At 61.3% G+C, this 19,771-nt stretch carries 10 protein-coding genes; 2 read left to right on the top strand and 8 right to left on the bottom strand.

What is annotated here, in order from left to right; genetic code table 11:
• Positions 1 to 265: 265 nt before the first annotated feature.
• Positions 266 to 4,162, top strand: a complete 3,897-nt coding sequence (gene purL, locus BLU24_RS23545; protein ID WP_093104476.1) for a phosphoribosylformylglycinamidine synthase — start codon at positions 266 to 268, stop codon at positions 4,160 to 4,162.
• 20 nt (positions 4,163 to 4,182) lie between these two features.
• Positions 4,183 to 4,494: a Nif3-like dinuclear metal center hexameric protein gene (locus BLU24_RS23540; RefSeq protein WP_093104473.1), complete on the top strand. Its 312-nt coding sequence runs from the start codon at positions 4,183 to 4,185 to the stop codon at positions 4,492 to 4,494.
• Positions 4,495 to 5,210: 716 nt separating this feature from the next.
• On the opposite strand, the gene BLU24_RS23535 is transcribed toward BLU24_RS23540, so the two are convergent.
• From BLU24_RS23535 to BLU24_RS23500, 8 genes are all read right to left on the bottom strand, one after another.
• A complete protein-coding gene (locus BLU24_RS23535; protein WP_093104470.1) occupies positions 5,211 to 10,934 on the bottom strand; it encodes a membrane-targeted effector domain-containing toxin in 5,724 nt (1,907 codons plus the stop codon).
• A gap of 145 nt (positions 10,935 to 11,079) precedes the next feature.
• The gene (gene nagE, locus BLU24_RS23530; protein WP_093104467.1) at positions 11,080 to 12,795 is read right to left on the bottom strand and encodes an N-acetylglucosamine-specific PTS transporter subunit IIBC; all 1,716 of its coding nucleotides are present in this window, start codon (positions 12,793 to 12,795) and stop codon (positions 11,080 to 11,082) included.
• A gap of 34 nt (positions 12,796 to 12,829) precedes the next feature.
• Positions 12,830 to 15,343 (bottom strand): phosphoenolpyruvate--protein phosphotransferase, encoded by a 2,514-nt coding sequence (ptsP, locus tag BLU24_RS23525; RefSeq protein ID WP_093104464.1) that lies wholly within the window; start codon positions 15,341 to 15,343, stop codon positions 12,830 to 12,832.
• A 33-nt stretch (positions 15,344 to 15,376) separates the two neighbouring features.
• Positions 15,377 to 16,399, bottom strand: coding sequence for an SIS domain-containing protein (locus tag BLU24_RS23520; RefSeq protein ID WP_093104461.1), 1,023 nt, complete (start codon positions 16,397 to 16,399; stop codon positions 15,377 to 15,379).
• On the bottom strand, positions 16,380 to 17,486 hold the full coding sequence (gene nagA / locus BLU24_RS23515) for an N-acetylglucosamine-6-phosphate deacetylase (protein WP_093104459.1): 1,107 nt from the start codon (positions 17,484 to 17,486) through the stop codon (positions 16,380 to 16,382). Before nagA ends, BLU24_RS23520 begins: the two co-directional genes overlap by 20 nt.
• Before the next feature lie 27 nt (positions 17,487 to 17,513).
• Entirely contained in the window at positions 17,514 to 18,245 is a 732-nt protein-coding gene (locus tag BLU24_RS23510) for a GntR family transcriptional regulator (RefSeq protein ID WP_093104456.1), read from the bottom strand.
• A 284-nt stretch (positions 18,246 to 18,529) separates the two neighbouring features.
• Positions 18,530 to 19,045 carry a L,D-transpeptidase family protein gene (locus tag BLU24_RS23505; protein WP_090281908.1) on the bottom strand — a complete coding sequence of 172 codons (516 nt, stop codon included), beginning with the start codon at positions 19,043 to 19,045 and terminating at the stop codon, positions 18,530 to 18,532.
• A 77-nt stretch (positions 19,046 to 19,122) separates the two neighbouring features.
• Positions 19,123 to 19,674: an NUDIX hydrolase gene (locus BLU24_RS23500; protein ID WP_093104452.1), complete on the bottom strand. Its 552-nt coding sequence runs from the start codon at positions 19,672 to 19,674 to the stop codon at positions 19,123 to 19,125.
• Positions 19,675 to 19,771 lie beyond the last annotated feature (97 nt).

Genomic DNA, 19,771 nt, shown 5'->3' with positions numbered 1-19,771 from the left:
GCCACGGGCGCCATATCTCGACAGCGCGCGAGGAGTCTGCTAAAGGTCACAAAATCGAACGAAACCCCATGAAAACGGGCGGATCAGGCTTTTTGTTGCAGTAAAAATAAGCGGTTGTTACAAGGGTGATTTACCTGACCCCGGAGGCAGAAACACAGAAGGGCAGGCGAATGCAACCGCGCGTAGCGTTTCGGGTGATGTTGAGGGCGGTTTAGGCTAGAATGCACGGCCTCAAAGCACACCCCTTCCCGAGGCTGTCCCGAAGATGTTGATCCTGCGCGGCGCTCCTGCCCTTTCTGCCTTTCGCCACAGCAAACTCCTTGAGCAACTGAGCCAGAAGGTTCCAGCTGTCAGTGGCCTGTATGCTGAATTCGCTCACTTCGCCGAAGTCACCGGCGTCCTGACCGGCGACGAACAGCAGGTGCTTGCGCGCCTTCTGAAGTACGGTCCAAGCGTTCCGGTTCAAGAGCCGACCGGCCGTCTGTTTCTGGTGTTGCCGCGTTTCGGCACCATCTCGCCCTGGTCGAGCAAGGCCAGCGACATCGCTCGCAACTGCGGCCTGAGCAAGATCCAGCGTCTGGAGCGCGGTATCGCCTTCTACGTGGCTGGCCAGTTCAGCGAAGCCGAAGCGCAGTTGATCTCGGACGCCCTGCATGACCGCATGACCCAGATCGTGCTGGCCAACCTCGAACAGGCTGCCGGTCTGTTCAGCCACGCCGAGCCGAAGCCGCTGACCGCGATCGACATCCTCGGTGGCGGCCGCGCCGCGCTGGAAAAGGCCAACACCGAGCTGGGCCTGGCCCTGGCCGAAGACGAGATCGACTATCTGGTCAACGCCTTCAACGGTTTGAAGCGCAACCCGCACGACATCGAACTGATGATGTTCGCTCAGGCCAACTCCGAACACTGCCGCCACAAGATTTTCAACGCCAGTTGGGACATCGACGGCCAGAGCCAGGAAAAAAGTCTGTTCGGCATGATCAAGAACACCTACGTGATGCACAGCGAAGGCGTTCTGTCGGCTTATAAGGACAACGCCTCGGTGATCGTCGGCAACGTCGCCGGCCGCTTCTTCCCGAACCCTGAAACCCGCCAGTACGGCGCGGTGCAGGAGCCGGTGCACATCCTGATGAAGGTTGAAACCCACAACCACCCGACTGCGATCGCTCCGTTCCCGGGCGCATCGACCGGCTCCGGCGGCGAGATCCGTGACGAAGGCGCTACCGGTCGTGGCGCCAAGCCAAAGGCCGGCCTGACCGGTTTCACCGTATCCAACCTGCAGATCCCCGGCTTCGAACAGCCATGGGAAGTGCCGTACGGCAAGCCTGAGCGCATCGTTACCGCGCTGGACATCATGATCGAAGGCCCGCTCGGCGGCGCTGCGTTCAACAACGAATTCGGCCGTCCGGCACTGACTGGCTACTTCCGTACCTTCGAACAATCGATTACCACCCCGCACGGTGATGAAGTGCGCGGTTACCACAAGCCGATCATGCTCGCCGGCGGCATGGGCAACATCCGCGAAGAACACGTCAAGAAAGGCGAGATCGTTGTCGGCTCCAAGCTGATCGTGCTCGGCGGCCCGGCGATGCTCATCGGCCTGGGCGGCGGCGCAGCGTCCTCGATGGCCACCGGCACCAGCTCGGCGGATCTCGACTTCGCTTCCGTACAGCGTGAAAACCCTGAGATGGAGCGTCGCTGCCAGGAAGTCATCGACCGTTGCTGGCAACTCGGTGACAAGAACCCGATCAGCTTCATCCACGACGTCGGTGCGGGCGGTCTGTCCAACGCCTTCCCGGAACTGGTCAATGACGGCGACCGCGGTGGCCGTTTCGAACTGCGCAACATTCCCAACGACGAGCCGGGCATGGCCCCGCACGAAATCTGGTCCAACGAATCCCAGGAACGTTACGTCCTGGCGGTCGGCCCGGCTGATTTCGAGCGTTTCAAGGCGATCTGCGAACGCGAGCGTTGCCCGTTTGCCGTGGTCGGTGAAGCCACTGCCGAGCCGCAACTGACCGTGACCGACAGCCACTTCGGCAACAACCCGGTGGACATGCCACTGGAGGTGTTGCTGGGCAAGGCCCCGCGCATGCACCGTTCGGTGGTTCGCGAAGCTGAATTGGGCGATGACTTCGATCCGTCGAACCTCGACATCACCGAGTCCATCGAACGCGTTCTGCATCACCCGGCCGTGGCGAGCAAGAGCTTCCTGATCACCATCGGCGACCGCACCATCACCGGCCTCGTGGCCCGTGACCAGATGGTTGGCCCATGGCAGGTGCCGGTGGCCGACGTTGCCGTCACTGCCACCAGTTTCGACGTCTACACCGGTGAAGCCATGGCGATGGGCGAGCGCACGCCGCTGGCTCTGCTGGACGCCCCGGCATCCGGCCGCATGGCCATCGGTGAAACCATCACCAACATTGCCGCTTCGCGCATCAACAAGCTTTCCGACATCAAACTGTCGGCGAACTGGATGTCGGCAGCCGGCCACCCGGGCGAAGACGCGCGTCTGTACGACACCGTGAAAGCGGTCGGTATGGAACTGTGCCCTGAGCTGGGCATCACCATTCCGGTGGGCAAGGACTCGATGTCCATGGCCACGCGCTGGAACGATAACGGCGAAGACAAGACCGTGACCTCGCCGATGTCGCTGATCGTGACCGGTTTCGCGCCAGTGGCTGACATCCGTCAGACCCTGACCCCTGAACTGCGCATGGACAAGGGCACCACCGACCTGATCCTGATCGACCTCGGTCGCGGGCAGAACCGTATGGGTGCGTCGATACTTGCGCAGGTCCACGGCAAACTGGGCAAACACGCGCCGGACGTCGATGACGCCGAAGACCTGAAAGCCTTCTTTGCGGTGATCCAGGGCTTGAACGCCGACGGTCACCTGCTGGCGTACCACGACCGTTCCGACGGCGGTCTGCTGACCTCCGTGGTGGAAATGGCCTTCGCCGGCCACTGCGGTCTGAGCCTGAACCTGGACAGCGTTGCCGAATCCGCCGCGGAAATCGCCGGGATTCTGTTCAACGAAGAACTGGGTGCGGTGATCCAGGTGCGTCAGGACGCCACGCCGGACATCCTCGCGCAATTCAGCGCAGCGGGCCTTGGCGACTGCGTGTCGGTGATCGGCCAGCCGATCAACAACGGCCAGATCAATATCACCTTCAATGGCGACACCGTATTCGAAGGCCAGCGTCGTCTGCTGCAGCGTCAGTGGGCCGAGACCAGCTACCAGATCCAGCGTCTGCGCGACAACGCCGAGTGCGCCGAGCAGGAATTCGACGTGCTGCTGGAAGAGGACAATCCGGGCCTGAGCGTCAAGCTCAGCTACGACGTCAACCAGGACATCGCCGCGCCGTACATCAAGAAGGGCATCCGTCCACAGGTGGCGGTGCTGCGTGAGCAGGGCGTCAACGGTCAGGTGGAAATGGCCGCCGCGTTCGACCGCGCCGGTTTCAACGCGATCGACGTGCACATGAGCGACATCCTCGCTGGCCGTGTCGACCTCAACGAGTTCAAAGGTCTGGTGGCCTGCGGTGGCTTCTCCTACGGCGACGTCCTCGGCGCCGGTGAAGGCTGGGCCAAGTCGGCGCTGTTCAACAGCCGCGCCCGCGATGCGTTCCAGGGCTTCTTCGAGCGTAACGACAGCTTTACCCTCGGGGTGTGCAACGGTTGCCAGATGATGTCCAACCTGCACGAACTGATTCCGGGCAGCGAGTTCTGGCCGCACTTCGTGCGCAACCGCTCCGAGCAGTTCGAAGCGCGCGTGGCGATGGTGCAGATCCAGGAGTCGAACTCGATCTTCCTGCAGGGCATGGCCGGTTCGCGCATGCCGATCGCTATCGCACACGGTGAGGGGCATGCCGAGTTCGCCAGCGAAGAAGCACTGCTGGAAGCCGATCTGTCCGGTTGCGTGGCGATGCGTTTCGTCGACAACCATGGCAAGGTCACCGAAGCCTATCCGGCGAACCCGAACGGCTCGCCGCGCGGGATCACCGGTCTCACCAGCCGTGACGGCCGCGTGACGATCATGATGCCGCACCCTGAGCGGGTATTCCGCGCGGTGCAGAACTCGTGGCGCTCGGAAGACTGGAACGAAGATGCACCTTGGATGCGTATGTTCCGTAATGCGCGAGTCTGGGTAAACTAAAAGCGGGTTAATTAAGGCCTGTGTACAAGCTCGCGTTTTTCGTTCCCGACAGTCATGTCGAGGTGGTCAAGGGCGCTGTGTTCGCTGCCGGTGGCGGGCGGATCGGTGACTATGACCACTGTGCGTGGCAGGTGCTCGGCGCTGGTCAGTTTCGGCCGTTGGATGGCAGTCAGCCGTTCATTGGCGAGGCGGGGCAGGTTGAGCGGGTCGAGGAATGGAAGGTTGAGCTGGTCGTTGCGGATGATTTGATCGTTGCTGTTGTGGCAGCGTTGAAATTGAGTCATCCGTATGAGACGCCGGCTTATGAGGTGTGGCGGCTGGAAGATTTCTGATCTTTGTGGCGGCTGAAAAGGGAAACCCGCAGATGAGTGATTGTCTGCGGGTTTTTTGTTGGCCCCGGTTTTGTGGATGGATTCATTTCACTGTGGGAGCCAGCCTGCTGGCGATGGCTTACTTTCAGACGCTGATTTTTGGGGACATATCCGTTGCTGCGGTCACGGCTACTTAGGGTTCCGCCCTGACGGCGGGTCACCTTTTTCAAACGCCGGAGTGCCGGCCCAGCAAAAAGGTAACCCAAAACGCTTGCTCCTACGTACGGCCCTCGCAGGCTCGGGTCCCTTCGCTCCGGGATCAATCCCTCCGCTCAGCCTTCCGACGTCGCCGGTGACGCAAGATCAAGAGCACTCGAGCTAACGCTCATTGTTGAGTGGTTAGAAGCGGCGCTTGGCTTGGGATTTGTTTTGGATTCGCCCCTCACCCCAGCCCTCTCCCCTTGGAGAGGGAGCCGATTGATGGGCCGTTCAAAACCTGAGTTCGACTCGATATTTCATCTCGGCGGATGTCTTCCAATCCCCACGATCAGTCCCCTCTCCCTCTGGGAGAGGGCTAGGGTGAGGGTGGCGATTAGAAGTCTGTTAAAGCAATTTCTGAATCGGCAGAACCTTCCCGTCTGCTGCCCAAGCGCTGCGGACAATCACAGCTTTTGGGCATAAAAAAACCACTGGGCTTGCAAACCCAGTGGTTTCCACAACCTGCAAGCGAACCCGCGTTATTTCACCTGTGTCAATTTGACGTCCTTAACAAGCATTTCGATCAGCGTGCGCAGGTATTTGAAGCCCTGATCTTTCTTCTCCCAACGATCGACGAACAACAAGCCTTTGTCATTCACCTGGACCGGCGTGACAACGATGTCGCCGGTTTTGGATTTATGCACCAGACGAGTCCCGCTGGTGCCTTCATTTTCGATCAGAAACATGCCCGGTTGAGTCAGCTTGCTGCGATTGACTGGCGGTGCGGAGCCAATTTCCTTCCAGCCGACCACCGCGATGTTAACCGTGAAGTCACTTCGCAACGCCCGTGCGCTGATGGCGTTTTCCGGGATTATTGTCGCCCACGCGCCCGGTTGGACTGCGCTGGCCAGTTCAGGCGTGCTGTCGCGTACATGAAGGCTGACCGCGCTCAGCGTCTCGCCGAGCCCCGGTACGCCCATGCTGTAATTGGTATGGGTTCTGTCAATCAGGGCCATCCATTTATGCGGCCCGTGGAGCAGTTGGTCGGCTTTGATTGCCTCGGTGGCGAAATAGCTGAACATCTCTTGCCGCGACAGTTCCGGATCAGGCAACCCCTTGACGTTATAGCTGGCGACGCAATCAAGGGCCCTGATACGGATGTTGTATTTGGCCGCTGCCTCGCAGACTTCGTTGTAATTGTCGGTACCCACATAAGTGCTCGGTCGGTCCGCGCTCAGCGTTTGCAGATGAGCCTTGACTCGCTCGGGCATGCGTTGGGTCAGGTGAAAAATGTCCAGCTCGGCCTGATGCAGATCGGTATAGATACGCGCCAGGTACAATGTGTCATAACCCGAATCCTTGAATGCCTTCATGTGTTTCTTCAGCAGCGCCTTGGCTGACACCTCGGTTGGATTTTCACCCAACAGCAGATTCAATCGGCCGTCGGCCATTTTCTGCAAAAATGTCTCGAAAGTCTCGCCGGCGGTAAGGGTCGGGAGCGCCGCTGCTGGTGCAGGTTTGAAGGCAGTGAATCTGTCTCTGGCCGCTTTGCCCAAGCGCTGGCGCGCGCCAACAAATGCGCTGAATAGCAGTCGGTCACTTTTTGCCGGATCGTAGAAACTGTTCAAACCGTTACGGTCGCGCATGAGCCGGACAACATCCCCGTGAAACGACGGCGCCATATCGTAGTCGCCCAATTGACTGGACGTCGTGGCCGTTGGCGCTGGCTTCGAGACCGGTTGGGGTGCCTTGTACGCGGTCGGTGTCTGTACAAGGTAGTCGCCCTTGGCCGCCGCATCCCCGGCGATTGAGCCTGGCGAATCCAGTCCGACACGTTGCGGCTGGTACAGGTCGATGTCTTCAACCCGTACGGCAATGGCGTCGTGCAGGTCGGCCAGGCCGGGCGTCTCGTCGAAGGTGCTCATGCGGGTCTGTTCGGTGAGGACGATCCAGCGTTCGCCGGATGCATCGGCGCTATCGGCGGAAAGCGTCTTGTGCGAATAGTAATTTCTGACGCTGTTGCTGCGTGGGGTCAATGGCGAGATGTCGGCGAGCACCATGGCGTGTTCCAGCTGATAACTGGTCGAGGCGTCCAGTGCATGGATCGTCAAACCTTTTTCCCGAGCTGTACGCACCAGTGCCAGATAGGAATATGGCGCGTCCTTCTCGTGCCCCAGGGCGCGGTCAACAGCTTTGAGGTGGGCTTTGATGTGCTTCCAGGTTCCACCCTTGTTCATTTTCGCAAGCTTGGGGTAAAACACATCCCCCGCCAGATACTCGACATAAAGGCGTTTGAAGCCACTTGCCACGTAATCGTCCAGATGATCGATCAACATTTGTTTGCTGGCGATAGAACCGGGCTGCGCGCCGATCACCAGGTTTTTTCCTTTGAATGCATCGCTGGCGATCAGCTGTGCAATGGAAATATCGGCGGCAACTGCCGGGACTTCGGCGCGGGCGGGCAGGGAGGCCAGCTCGGCGAAATGACGGGTGGCATCGGTAGTGAGTTTTTCGACCTGTTTCAGGTAGGCGGCGCGTGTCGAGGCGAGTTCATCGGCTGCACTGACCATGGTCGCAAGGGGGCTGGTGCCCATGTAATCCTGACCGCGCCGGATAATGTCGTCTCGGGTTTGCGGATTCATCACCGTTTCGACGCGCTGGCGGTACTTGTCCGCCACGCCATAATCCCTGTACGGGCCCGGAGACTCTGGCACGGCATCGTACTTTGGCGCACCGCCGGCCATGCCGCTGCGCACCATCATGCCGTTTGCATCGGGCACCACCAGAATGCCGGTCGAAACGAGGTCAGGGGAATTCGGCTTTCGTTTGTAAAGCAAATGACGTCCGAGTGCGTCGGGGTTTTTCTCTGTGTAGTAAAATTGGCTTCTGAAGACCACTACACGCATGTTGTCCCACTCGGGTTGGGGCGCGACCTGGTCGACCAGCGCCACGACATTCTGCTGTTCATTGCCGGCACTGGCGAGCGCCTGGCGCACCGGTCGACGCACGTGGTTGAGTGACCTCACCGCGGGGCGCAAATCGGTCAACACGGCGCCGACGCTGTTGAACATATAACCGAGCAAATGCCTGAAGGCTTCGCCATTGTTGCCTTGGCGATAAGCGTGCAAGGCGAGCATCGCGTCCTTGAAGGCCAGCAGCAGGCCGGTGCTCAAACTCAGTAGCGGGAACGGCGCGGTGGCAATCGCGGCGAGCCATTCCACACTGGTCCAGATCAGCCCGGCGATCATCTGCGCGCGACTGGTGGTAGTGGCGTGGACGTTGTCGATCCGGCGTTGCAGCTTCATGTTGTACAGCGCCGCGCGCAAATCGTTGACGGCAGCGGTGGCCGGTGTTGCATCGTAGCGCGCCGGGCTGGGCGTGGTTTTATTGAGATCTTTGGGCAGCTGTTTTTTCGCGTTTTCGAGGAACGTTCGCACCCGTGTTTGCGCACTCACGCCAACCCGGGATGTGAAGTATTCGATCATCCCGGCCTGCTGCTGAAGCAGGTAGTTGAACAGCCGCGCTTCGCGAAACCTGACGCCGTCGGGCGCGTCCGGGGTATAGAGCAGCACCGGATTATCCGCATGGCTGAACAGCCATGTATCGATCACCCATTCGCCGTCGATCATCAAGCGATGGATGGGAAACTTCGTGCGAGTCGGCCCAGCGTTTTCGTCCATGCTGTCGATGCTTTGCTCCAGCCATTGCAGGTCGCTGCTGGCGATATGGCCTTGCAGTTGGCACTCCAGCGCGGCACTTTTCATCTGACGCTGAGTGATCGCCAATGTCGTATTGCGTCTGAACTCGTAGCCTTCGCTCGTCGAACTTTGCAGATCACTTTTGACCTTGTTGGTGTAGCGCTCTCCGATCCATATACCTGTGACCGAGCGCGCCACATTCTGCGCGGTCAGACTGCTGACATCGACGCCTGGCGGGCCTTTGAAGCGCGCCGAACGGGAGAATTTTGCATCGAGAAAACCGACGCCATCGGCATAACCGTCGCGATACAGCTGTGTGTACGACAGTGGTTTCGGAGTCAATGCGGGCACGATGGACATCGGCGAGTAGGCCCATACGGTATCCGGGTCGACGTCATTGGCCGGACGCTTGAGCAGGCGATTCAGACTGATCCTTGCGTGCTGGTGGACGTAGTCATCAAATGCCGGAAAGTGGCGGCCGGACAAGGCATGCTGATTGAACGCACGCAACGCGCCTTCGGCTTCTTCGCTCAGGGTCGCCAGCTTTCTGCGATTGGCTGCGGTGGTCGAGCGATACCACAGTGGTGTGCTGAAATCGTAGTCATCAACGCGCGTAGCGAGCACGTGTTCGGCCATCGCTTTCAGGCAAGCAAGGTGGTCGCCACAGTTATCGAGAGTGACCTTCTGGTGCTCCAGCGCTTCAGGCTTGAAACTCAGGCCCGCCAGTACTTTGCGCAGTGTCGGACGGAAACGCATCGGTACGCGGCTGATCAGGTAGCCCGCCATGCTGTCGGCGACATCGCTGTGCTTCGCCCAGCCCAACAAATGGGTCTGGCATTCACGCTCACTGTCGAAGGCCTGAAACTGTTGCTCGCGAGGGGCTTGTGGCGTGCACAGCAAGATGCGCTTGATGGCGCCGCTGGCATCGCTCTGGCGCAGAATCCACAAATCCTGCAATTGTGCTCCGTGCAGCGACAGGGTGGCGGCGCGCAGGTGCGGATCGCTGCCGCTGCGCAAGCGCTCGATCAGTGCCAGATCACTCTCGACCAGGTGCCCTTGCAGCACCGCGGTATGGGCGAGGGCGACGATACGTTGATCAAGCATGCGCTCAAGCGCTGGTTTGATGGCGGCTCCTGAGTGCATGTCTTTTTGCAGGCCATTGAAGTCGATGCGCGGTTGCAGACGTATCGCTTGCTTGACCAGCCATGCCGGCGTCAGGTCAGCATGGTCTGGCGACAAAGGTTCGCCGTCATAGGTGAGGGTGGTGTAGCTCAGAAATTGCGAACCCGGCAATTCATCGCCGGTGTGGGGGCCGCGCAAGGACAACTCAAGCAGATTGCATTGATGGATGTAAACGCCATAGCCCGGCACTCGGCGATCGGTGCTGATCTGCAGTTTTTCCGGCTCGAGATCGTCGATTTCCAGATCATCGCTCAGGCGTTCCAGCCATTGCTGGCGAGCCAATGCCAGCGGACTGCCCAACGGCTCCATCAGATCGAGCAAGTGTTGCCGCGCCTGCTGGTAGTTGCTCAGGTGCTGCGCCAGTTCGAGCTGCTTTGCGCTGCTGGCGCTGCGGTACCAGTCCGGTGCGCTGTAGCGCAGATGGCGTTCGAACAGGGTTTGTGCGCGCAGCTCCAGGCGTGGCGTCAGATCCGGCAGGGCGGCGGCGATCGCTTTATCGAGCGCCGCAAGCAACAGCTTGGGGGCTTGCTGCGGGTTGTCGGCGAAGCTCAAGGCACGCTCGATATCCTGCGTGCGTTTTTCGATCAGGGCGTCGTAAATATGTTCGAACAACGGTTTGCTGTCGATGGGCGTGAGCGACAGCGGCCAGATTCCTGCGGCACCGACATCGTGGTATCGCGTCGGCAGCAAATGCATGAAATCGTCGTGGCCGCTGCGCGAGTTCAGCGACTCGCGCAGGTAGGTGTCGAGATCGGCCAGGGAATTGAAGAGCTCGATGCCTCGCGCGGGAGTGAACAGCACGGCGTAGCCGGCGCTCTGGTCTGTCAGCAAGTCGCTGACTCGCGGGCTGTCTTTCTCCGTGACAACAAACGCGCCGGCGAGGTCGACTGTGTTGTTCTGATAACTGAATTGCAGCGCATAAATGGCGGGGCGCAGCATCGGTCCCAGATCAAGTTTATTCAGCAGTTTGCCGGCTTGCGGGTGGAGCAGGCGATCACTGACGGCTTGCCGCGCTTCGTGGCCGATGGCGGTGAATCCGGCATCGTAGTTCAGGAAGGTTTTCGCCGGTTTGCCGCCGATCTGGTCGCGCAGGTCCAGGTTGATCAGTTGGGTGTTGAGGCGGATCTTCAGCGTCGCGATGAGCTTTTTCCCTGTGACGCTTTGCAGGTCGCTCGTTTCCAGCGTCTGGTAGAGCGCGCGGCTGCGTTGCAGGTAGCCGGTGCGGTAGGTTTTCAACTGCTCGTTGAGTTTTTTCAGGTAGGCCTGTTCGGTGCTCGGCGGGTGCTCGGGAAGCAGTGGATCAGGTGTCTGGAACAGGTAGTCGCCGATCTGGTTGAGATCACTTTTGATCTCTTCGGGTGTGGGGGCTTTGGGCGTGCTCATGGGCACTTTCTCCAGGCTGGGGATGAGGGGCCAGCATGGCGAGGGGGATGTTTTGAGGGGTGGTATATATGTAGGGTTTTTGGCGTACACCTCGTTGCGAGGAGAGCGAGCCCCTCACGAAGAGGCCCGCCGTGACGCTAGAAATTCAAGCTTGCGCGTTGATCTCTCGGCGACTCGCCAAACGCTCGATTGCCTCACTCAGACTTGCTGCCTTGTCCCCTACCAGCAAATGCCAGACCCCGCCCTGAAGTTGGCTGACGCCCTGACATCCCAGCGCTTTGAGATGCGTCTCGGACAACGCCTCACCATCGGCCAGTTGCAGACGAATCCGGGTCAGGGCGATGCAATCGAGCTGCAGCACATTGTCGCCACCGCCCAACGCCTTCAGCCATTGCTGCGCCTCGGCACTGGCGACTGTCAGCGATTTCGGCTCATCGACAACCGCCGTCGGCGAGGGGACCGGAGCGCGACCCAACGTCGGCAGAGCGAGGCGAATTTCGTCGGCAATGCTGTCGGCCAGCGGCCCGACCACCACCTGCAAACTGCCGCCCTTGCCGGGGCGAACCACGGCCATCGCGCCGAGTGCTTTCAACTCGCTATCCAACGCCTTGTTGCGATCGACCATCTCCAGGCGCAGGCGCGTTGTACAAGCACCCACCGTCAGCAGGTTCTCGGCGCCGCCCAAAGCCTTGATGTAAGCACTGGCGCGCTCGTTGTCACCGAGGACGGCTTTTTCGGCAACCGCCACATCTTCGCGTCCCGGTGTTTTCAGGTTGAAACGACGAATGCAGAAATCGAAAACGCAGTAATAGACGACCGCATAAGCCAGCCCGACCGGAATCACCAGCCAGCCATTGGTCGAGCGACCCCAGCCGAGAATCATGTCGATGAAACCACCGGAGAAAGTGAAGCCGAGGTGGACGTTCAAGCCATTCGTGATCGCCATCGACAGGCCGGTCAGCAAGGCGTGCAGGAGGAACAACAGCGGTGCGAGAAACATGAAAGCGAATTCGATCGGCTCGGTCACCCCGGTCAAAAACGAGGTCAGCGCCATCGACAGGAAAATCCCGCCCATGACCTTGCGCCGCTCTGGCAGGGCGTTGCGGTACATCGCCAGGCACGCCGCCGGCAGGCCGAAGATCATCATCGGGAACATCCCGGTCATGAACTGGCCGCCCTTCGGATCGCCGGCGAAATAGCGCGACAGGTCGCCCGTCACCAGCGCGCCGGTGCTCGGGTCAGTGAAGTTGCCGAAGACGAACCACGCCATGTTGTTGAGGATGTGGTGCAGACCGGTGACGATCAGCAGGCGGTTGAACACACCGAAGACGAACGCGCCGATACTGCCGCTTTCCATCATCAGCGCGCCAAACGCGTTGATGCCGTGCTGAATCGGCGGCCAGATGTAGCCGAACAGCACGCCCAGTCCGACGGCGGCGAACCCGGTGACGATCGGCACGAACCGCCGGCCGCCGAAGAACGCCAGATACTCCGGCAGCTTGATGTCCTTGAAGCGGTTGTACAGCGCACCGGCCATCAGACCGCTGACGATGCCGGCGAGCATGCCCATGTTGATGGTCGAATCAAGGACCTTCAGGGTCGAGATCATCACCAGATAGCCGATCACCCCGGCCAGGCCCGCCGTGCCGTTGTTGTCCCTGGCGAAACCGACGGCGATGCCGATGGCGAAGATCATTGCCAGGTTGGCGAAGATCACCTGCCCGGCGTCATGAATGATGGCGATGTTCAACAGGTCGGTATCGCCCAGGCGCAGCAACAGGCCGGCGATCGGCAGGATCGCGATCGGCAGCATCAGCGCGCGGCCGAGGCGTTGCAGGCCTTCGATGAAGAGTTGGTACATGTTGATTCTCCTGCTCTTTAGCGAGAGCTTGTTGTTAGGGCAGCGGCCAATGCTGCTGGCAGGCGTGACGCACGGCGGCGGCGCTGCCGAGCTTGACCAGGTCGTGGCTCAGACGCTGGCATTCGCCTTGGTGCACCTGCCGTACGCGGTCCTTGATTTCACCGATCTGCACCGGGCTCACCGACAGTTCGGTCACGCCCAGACCGATCAGCACCGGCGTTGCCAGCGGGTCAGAGGCGAGGGCGCCGCAGACGCCGACCCAGCGTTTGTGCACTGCCGCACCGGCGCAGGTCATGGCGATCAACCGCAGCAATGCCGGGTGCAGGGCATCGACGCGCGCCGCCAGACCGGCATGGTCGCGGTCCATGGCTAACGTGTATTGCGACAGGTCGTTGGTGCCGATGGAGAGAAAGTCGGCGTGCTCGGCCAGCTGTTCGGCTTGCAGCGCGGCCGCGGGCACTTCGATCATTACGCCGATTTCCGGGCGCGCAGTGATGTTCAGTTCCACACATAACGCATCGACCTGCTGACGAATCTGCAGCAGTTCGTCGACTTCGGTGACCATCGGCAAGAGGATCCGGCAGCGGCGCAACGGGCGGACCTGCAACAGCGCGCGCAATTGCTGATCAAGGATTTCCGGGCGCGCCTGCGCCAGACGAATGCCGCGCAGACCGAGCACCGGGTTGGCTTCGGCGGGCAGCGGCAGGTAGTCCAGTTGCTTGTCGCCGCCAACGTCGATGGTGCGGATGATCACCGACTTGTCGCCCATGGCGTCGAGCACCGCTTGATAAGCGCTGCGCTGCTCCTCGACATCCGGCGCAGTCTGGCGGTCGACGAACAGAAACTCGGTGCGCAGCAGACCGACGCCATCGGCGCCGTAGGCGAAGGCGTCTGCGGCTTCGCTGTCGGAGGCGACGTTGGCGACGACTTCGATGGCCACGCCATTGCGCGTTTCGGCGGGCAAGTGAGCCTTGGCCTGTTGCGCGTCGCGACGCTGCTGGCGCTCGATTTGCGCGTGCTGCACATCGGCCAGGCGCTCGTTGTTGGGCGCCAGTTCGAGGCGACCGCCATCGGCATCCAGCACCACCGCCTGGCCTTGCGCCTGATCGAGCAAGGCCGAACCCAGTGCGACCACGCACGGCAAGCCTTTGCCGCGAGCGAGAATCGCCACATGTGAGGTTGCGCCGCCCTCGGCGATGCACAACCCGGCGACCCCTTGCGCGCTGAGTTGCAGCAGATCCGACGGGGTCAGTTCATGCGCCGCGACAATCGCAGCGGCCGGTATATCGTAGTGCCAGGCCTCGCCGAGCAGGACGCGCAGCACTCGTTGCTTGAGGTCGCGCAGATCATTGGCGCGCTCGGCCAACAATGGGCTGCCGGTGCCTTGGAGCATGTCGCATTGCGCGTCGATCGACTGACTCCAGGCGTGAGTCGCCGCGCTGCCTTGCTGGATCAGTTGCTCTGCGGCGTCGAGCAGTGCCGGGTCTTCGAGCAGAGCCATGTGCGCGGCGAAGATGGCTTCTTCGTCGGCGTTGTTGTGCTTTTTCGCCTGGGCGAGAGTGGCGGCGATGTCGCTGCGCACCGCGTTCAATGCCGCATCGAGAGTGTGTTGTTGCTGCACTGGATCGTGGTTGCCCGCGTCCGCCGGCAAGCTGATTGCGTTCAAGCGAAACAACGGCCCGGCGACCAGCCCCGGCGCCGCGCAAACACCGTGCAACACACCCGCCTCGGCCGGGCGTTTCAGCGGCGCCGTGCTGACTGGCGCCTTAGCGTAATGATCATCCGGCAGTGCGGTGGACAATGCGCTGAGCAAGGCTTGCAGCGCCGCTTCGGCATCCGCGCCCTGACAGCTGACCTGGATCTCGTCCTGCTCGCCAATCGCCAGGCCCATCAGGCCGATCAGGCTGTTGCACGGCGCCGACTTACCGGCGAAGTGCAGCTTTGACTGACTGTTGAAACCCTGCGCAGTCTGGCGGATCAGCGCCGCCGGACGGGCATGCAAGCCACCGCGATGGGCCACGCGCACCTGCCCGCGAACTTCGGGGCCAGCGCTGGCTTCAACACCTGCCACTGAGTCGTTGCGTGCGACGATGTGCAGCAACGGCTCGCCGACTTTTACCGCTTTGAGCGTGATCGGGCGCACCTGAAAGTCGTGGCTGTTGGTCAGGATCAACAGGCTGACCAGACTTTTACAGTGCTGGCCGACCTGGTCCTGGTCATAGCGCAACAACGGCTGGCCGACGCTGACCCGCTGATTTTCGCTGACCAGCATCGAGAAACCGGCACCGTTCAACTCAACGGTATCGAGGCCCAGGTGCAGAAGAATCTCCGCACCGTTGTCGGCGCGCACGGTAACGGCGTGAGCGGTGCGCGCGACGTGAATGATCACCCCGGCGCACGGCGAATACAGCGTATCGTTGAGCGGGTCGATGGCGATGCCGTCGCCCATCGCGCCGCTGGCGAACACCGCGTCCGGGACTTTGGCGAGCGTCAGCACCGGCCCGCTGAGCGGGGCGCTGAGGGTCAGCTCTTTATTGTTGTTGTGCATGGCTCGGTCTCATCAGGTATGCAGTCAGGGCACTCAGTGGGTGCGGGTCACTTTGCTCAGGTGGCGCGGCTGATCCGGGTCCATGCCCCGGGCCACGGCGAGGCCTGCGGCCATGACGTAGAAGCTCTGGATCGCCAGAATCGGATCGAGGGCCGGGTGTTCGGCGCGGCTCAGGGTCAGGTCACGCTCGGCCACGTCATCGGGAGCGGCCAGCAACACGCGGGCGCCGCGCTGGCGCATTTCTGCCGCGAGGCTCAAGAGCCCGGCCTGTTCCGCACCGCGGGGGGCGAATACCAGCAGCGGATAATGTTCGTCGATCAGTGCCATCGGGCCGTGACGGACTTCGGCGCTGCTGAAGGCTTCGGCCTGAATCGCCGAGGTTTCCTTGAATTTCAGCGCCGCTTCCTGAGCGATGGCGAAACCGGCGCCACGCCCGATGACCATCAGCCGCTGGCAATCGCGCAGTGCATCGATGGCGGCGCTCCAGTCCTGGATCGCGGCTTCGCGCAGTCCTTCGGGCAGGGCGTTGTGTGCCTGCAACAATTCGTCGTCCTCTTTCCAGTGCGCGACCAGACGGGCGCTGGCGCTGAGGGTGGCGATGAAGCTTTTGGTCGCGGCGACGCTGCTTTCCGTTCCGGCGAGCAGCGGCACGCTGAATTCACACGCCGCTTCCAGCGGTGAATCGGCGGCGTTGACCATCGACACGCTCAGCGCGCCACGTTTGCGCAACAGGCGCAGGCTGTTGACCAGGTCGGGGCTTTGTCCCGACTGGGAAAAGGCAAACGCGACCTGACCGCTGACCTTCAATGGCGCCTGCTGCATGGTCACCACCGACATCGGCAACGACGCCACCGGCACGCCCAGTTGCTGCATGGTCAGGTAGGCAAAATAGCTCGCCGCGTGGTCGGAGCTGCCGCGCGCGACGGTCATCGCCACTTGCGGCGGCTGACGGCGCAGACGCCCGGCGATCTCGATCAGCTGCGGGTCGAGCTGTTGCAGCTGAGCGTGCACGGCCTCGAACGAGGACAGTGCCTCCTCAAGCATTTTTGAAGTCAATGTCTTCTCCTTCGACCATGACGGCGGTCAGTGTGAGTGAGCGATCGAGCCGCACGCAGTCGGCCCAGGCGCCGGGGGCGAGGCGCCCGCGTTCGTTGAGGCCGAGGTAATCGGCGGGGAATTGCGACAGGCGCTGCGAGGCTTCGCTGATCGGCAGACCGATCTTCACCAGATTGCGCAGGGCCTGATCCATGGTCAGCGTACTCCCGGCCAGGGTGCCGTCGGGCAGGCGCACGCCGCCCAGGCATTTGGTTACGGTGTGGCTGCCGAGCTTGTATTCGCCGTCGGGCATGCCGGCGGCGGCAGTCGAATCGGTCACGCAGTACAGGCACGGGATCGAACGCAACGCGACGCGGATCGCACCGGGGTGCACGTGCAGCAAATCCGGGATCAGCTCGGCGTACTGCGCGTGGGCCAGGGCCGCGCCGACGATGCCCGGCTCGCGGTGATGCAGCGGGCTCATGGCGTTGTACAAATGGGTGAAGCTGGTGGCGCCGGCGTTCAACGCGGCAACCCCTTCTTCATAGCTGCCGAGGGTGTGGCCGATCTGCATGCGGATACCGCGGCTGCTCAGTTCACGGATCAATCCATCGTGACCGGCGATCTCCGGCGCGATGGTGATCACCCGGATCGGCGCCAGGGCCAGATATTCTTCGACTTCAGCCATCAACGCGGTGTGAGCGAAGTTTGGTTGCGCGCCGAGTTTGCCGGGATTGATATACGGGCCTTCGAGGTGGACGCCGAGGACCCGCGCCGCGCCTTGCGGACGCTGTTCACAGAATTCTCCGACCTCCTTAAGTACGCTGGTGATCTCCGCACTCGGCGCGGTCATGGTCGTGGCCAGCAGCGATGTCGTGCCGAAACGAACGTGGGTTTTGCTGATGGTCTCGAAAGCGCTGGCGCCTTCCATGATGTCTTTGCCACCGCCGCCGTGGACGTGCAGGTCGATGAAACCCGGCAGCAGGTACGGCAGGTCGTTATCGGTCGGATCGCAGGGCTCGCCTTCGATCGCCACGACTTTGCCGCGGGCGTGGATCAGCCGGCCGCGAATCCAGCCGTCAGCGGTGAGGATGTTGTCTTCGGACATGATGTTTTCTCGGTTCCGGCGCCGCTCTCAGCGGCGCAGCTCTGCGACAAAGTCGTAGTAATCGTTGCGGCAATAGGTGTCGGTGACTTCGATCGGCGTGTTGTCTTCCAGGTAACCGACTCGGGTCATCAGCAACATGGCGGTGCCGGGGGCAATGCCCACCAGTGCGGCGAACTCGTCCGAGGCATTGATCGCCTGGATGTGCTGCAAGGCGCGGACGATCGGCTTACCGATGCCGTCGAGGTATTCGTAGAGCGAATCACCCACCGCTTGCGGTTTGGGCATGATCGAGGCGGGCAGGGTGCTCATCTCGATGGCCATCACGGTGTCGTCGGCTTTGCGCAGACGCTTCATGCGCGCCACCTTGTCGTTCGGCGACAGGCCGAGGCGGATCAGTTCTTCGTGGGTCGGCAGGGTGATTTCGCGCTCCAGCCAGTGCGAGCTGGGGACGAAGCCCTTGAGGCGGAGCATTTCGCTGAAACCGGAAAGGCGCGACAGCGGTTGTTCCAGGCGCGGGGTGATGAACGTGCCAGAACCTTGCAGACGGCGGATCAGGCCTTGCTCCAGCAGGACTTCCAGCGCCTTGCGTGCGGTCACCCGGGAAATCCCCAGCCATTCACTGAGATTGCGCTCCGATGGCATCGCCTGTTCGGCTTTCCATTGCCCGGCATGGATCGCCGCTTCCAGATTGCGCGCCAGTTGCAGGTACAGCGGCGTCGGCTGGGCGTCATCGGGGCGTAGGGCGAGGAGATCGTTCATGTAGGGCATTTCCGGCGCTGATATAGGATTGTTGTCGCTCGGCAGTCGGGCGGAAACTAATACCACTTGCATACCATGTCAACGCGAGGAAAGCCGGTTTTAGCGCTTGCTGGGGTCTTGGCTGGAGGGTGGGTTTCAAGTGGTATTAGTGGTGAGCAGGGGGCACAAAAAAAATCGCAGCCTGGATCAGCCCCGCCGGTGAGAGTGGTATCACCGGACAGACGCTGAAGCACGCTGCGATTTTTTTGATTTATTTTTCGGGCCGACCGGCGGTCGCGCTGAAATTACGGACGAATCTCGATCATCGTGCCGTCCGGCACCAGATTCCACACTTCGCGCATGTCGACGTTACGCATGGCGATGCAGCCGTCGGTCCAGTCGAGGGTGTGGAACAACTGCTCCGGGTTGTCTTCGGAGTCCGGCGTGCCGTGGATCATGATCATCCCGCCGGGCTCGACGCCTTCGCGGCGAGCGCGGGCCGAGTCGCTGATGTTCGGGTAGGAAATGTGCATCGACAGGTTGAATTTGTCGCTGGTCTTGCGCCAGTCGATCCAATAGAAGCCTTCCGGCGTGCGCTTGTCGCCTTCGATCAGTTTCGGACCTTTCTTCGCGCCCTTGCCCAACGAAATGCGATAGGTCTTCAAGGGTTTACCGTCGGTGATCAATTGCAGTTGATGCGCCGATTTGAGCACCAGGACTTTTTCGATCAATGGCGTATTCGACGGTGTCACGGTGGTCACGAATGACGCTTGCGAGACTGTGACGAATGACAGGCAAAACAGGGCAAGCAACCAGCGCATTGAAACGATTCCCCAAAAGTGACGCAGATACAGGTTGGACAGCGGTGTGTGGTGTTATCGGCCGGTGCGCGACGAAATCAAGTGATGGCTGGTTGCGTCAGCGGTGGAATCGATTCCGAACGCACCGGATAACTTTCGACGCGCCGATCCGCGAAGAAACACTCCAGTGTGCGCCCCACTGTGCGGAAGGCCAGATCGTCCCAAGGGATGTCCGCTTCGTCGAACAGCTGCACCTCAAGGCTTTCGGGACCGGCGGCAAAATCCAGATCGACCAGTTCGGCGCGGAAGAATACATGCACCTGGCTGATATGCGGTACGTCGATCAGCGTGTAGATGCTCAGGTTGCGCACGCGGGCGCAGGCTTCTTCGGCGGTTTCGCGCACGGCGGCCTGCTCGATGGTCTCGCCGTTTTCCATGAAACCGGCGGGCAGGGTCCAGTAGCCCAGGCGCGGTTCGATGGCGCGGCGACAGAGCAGCACCTGGCGGCCCCAGGTCGGCACACACCCGGCGACGATATTGGGATTCTGATAATGAATGGTCTGACAGCTTTCGCAGACATAGCGCAGTCGCGAATCGCCTTCGGGAATGCGCTGGGTGACCGGGTTACCGCAGTGGCTGCAAAATTTCATGCTGAGGTTCCTGAATGCTGCGCCTATCTTGGCGTGCAGCGGTGCCGGTCGGCAAGTTGTCGTTTCGCGACACGTCGGGTTTCGGGGGCTTGGGCGC

This window comes from Pseudomonas sp. Z003-0.4C(8344-21), assembly GCF_900104975.1.
Classification (GTDB): Bacteria; Pseudomonadota; Gammaproteobacteria; order Pseudomonadales; family Pseudomonadaceae; genus Aquipseudomonas; species Aquipseudomonas granadensis.
Note: the sequence above shows the minus strand (reverse complement) of the source record. Positions and strands in the feature narration are given on the sequence as shown.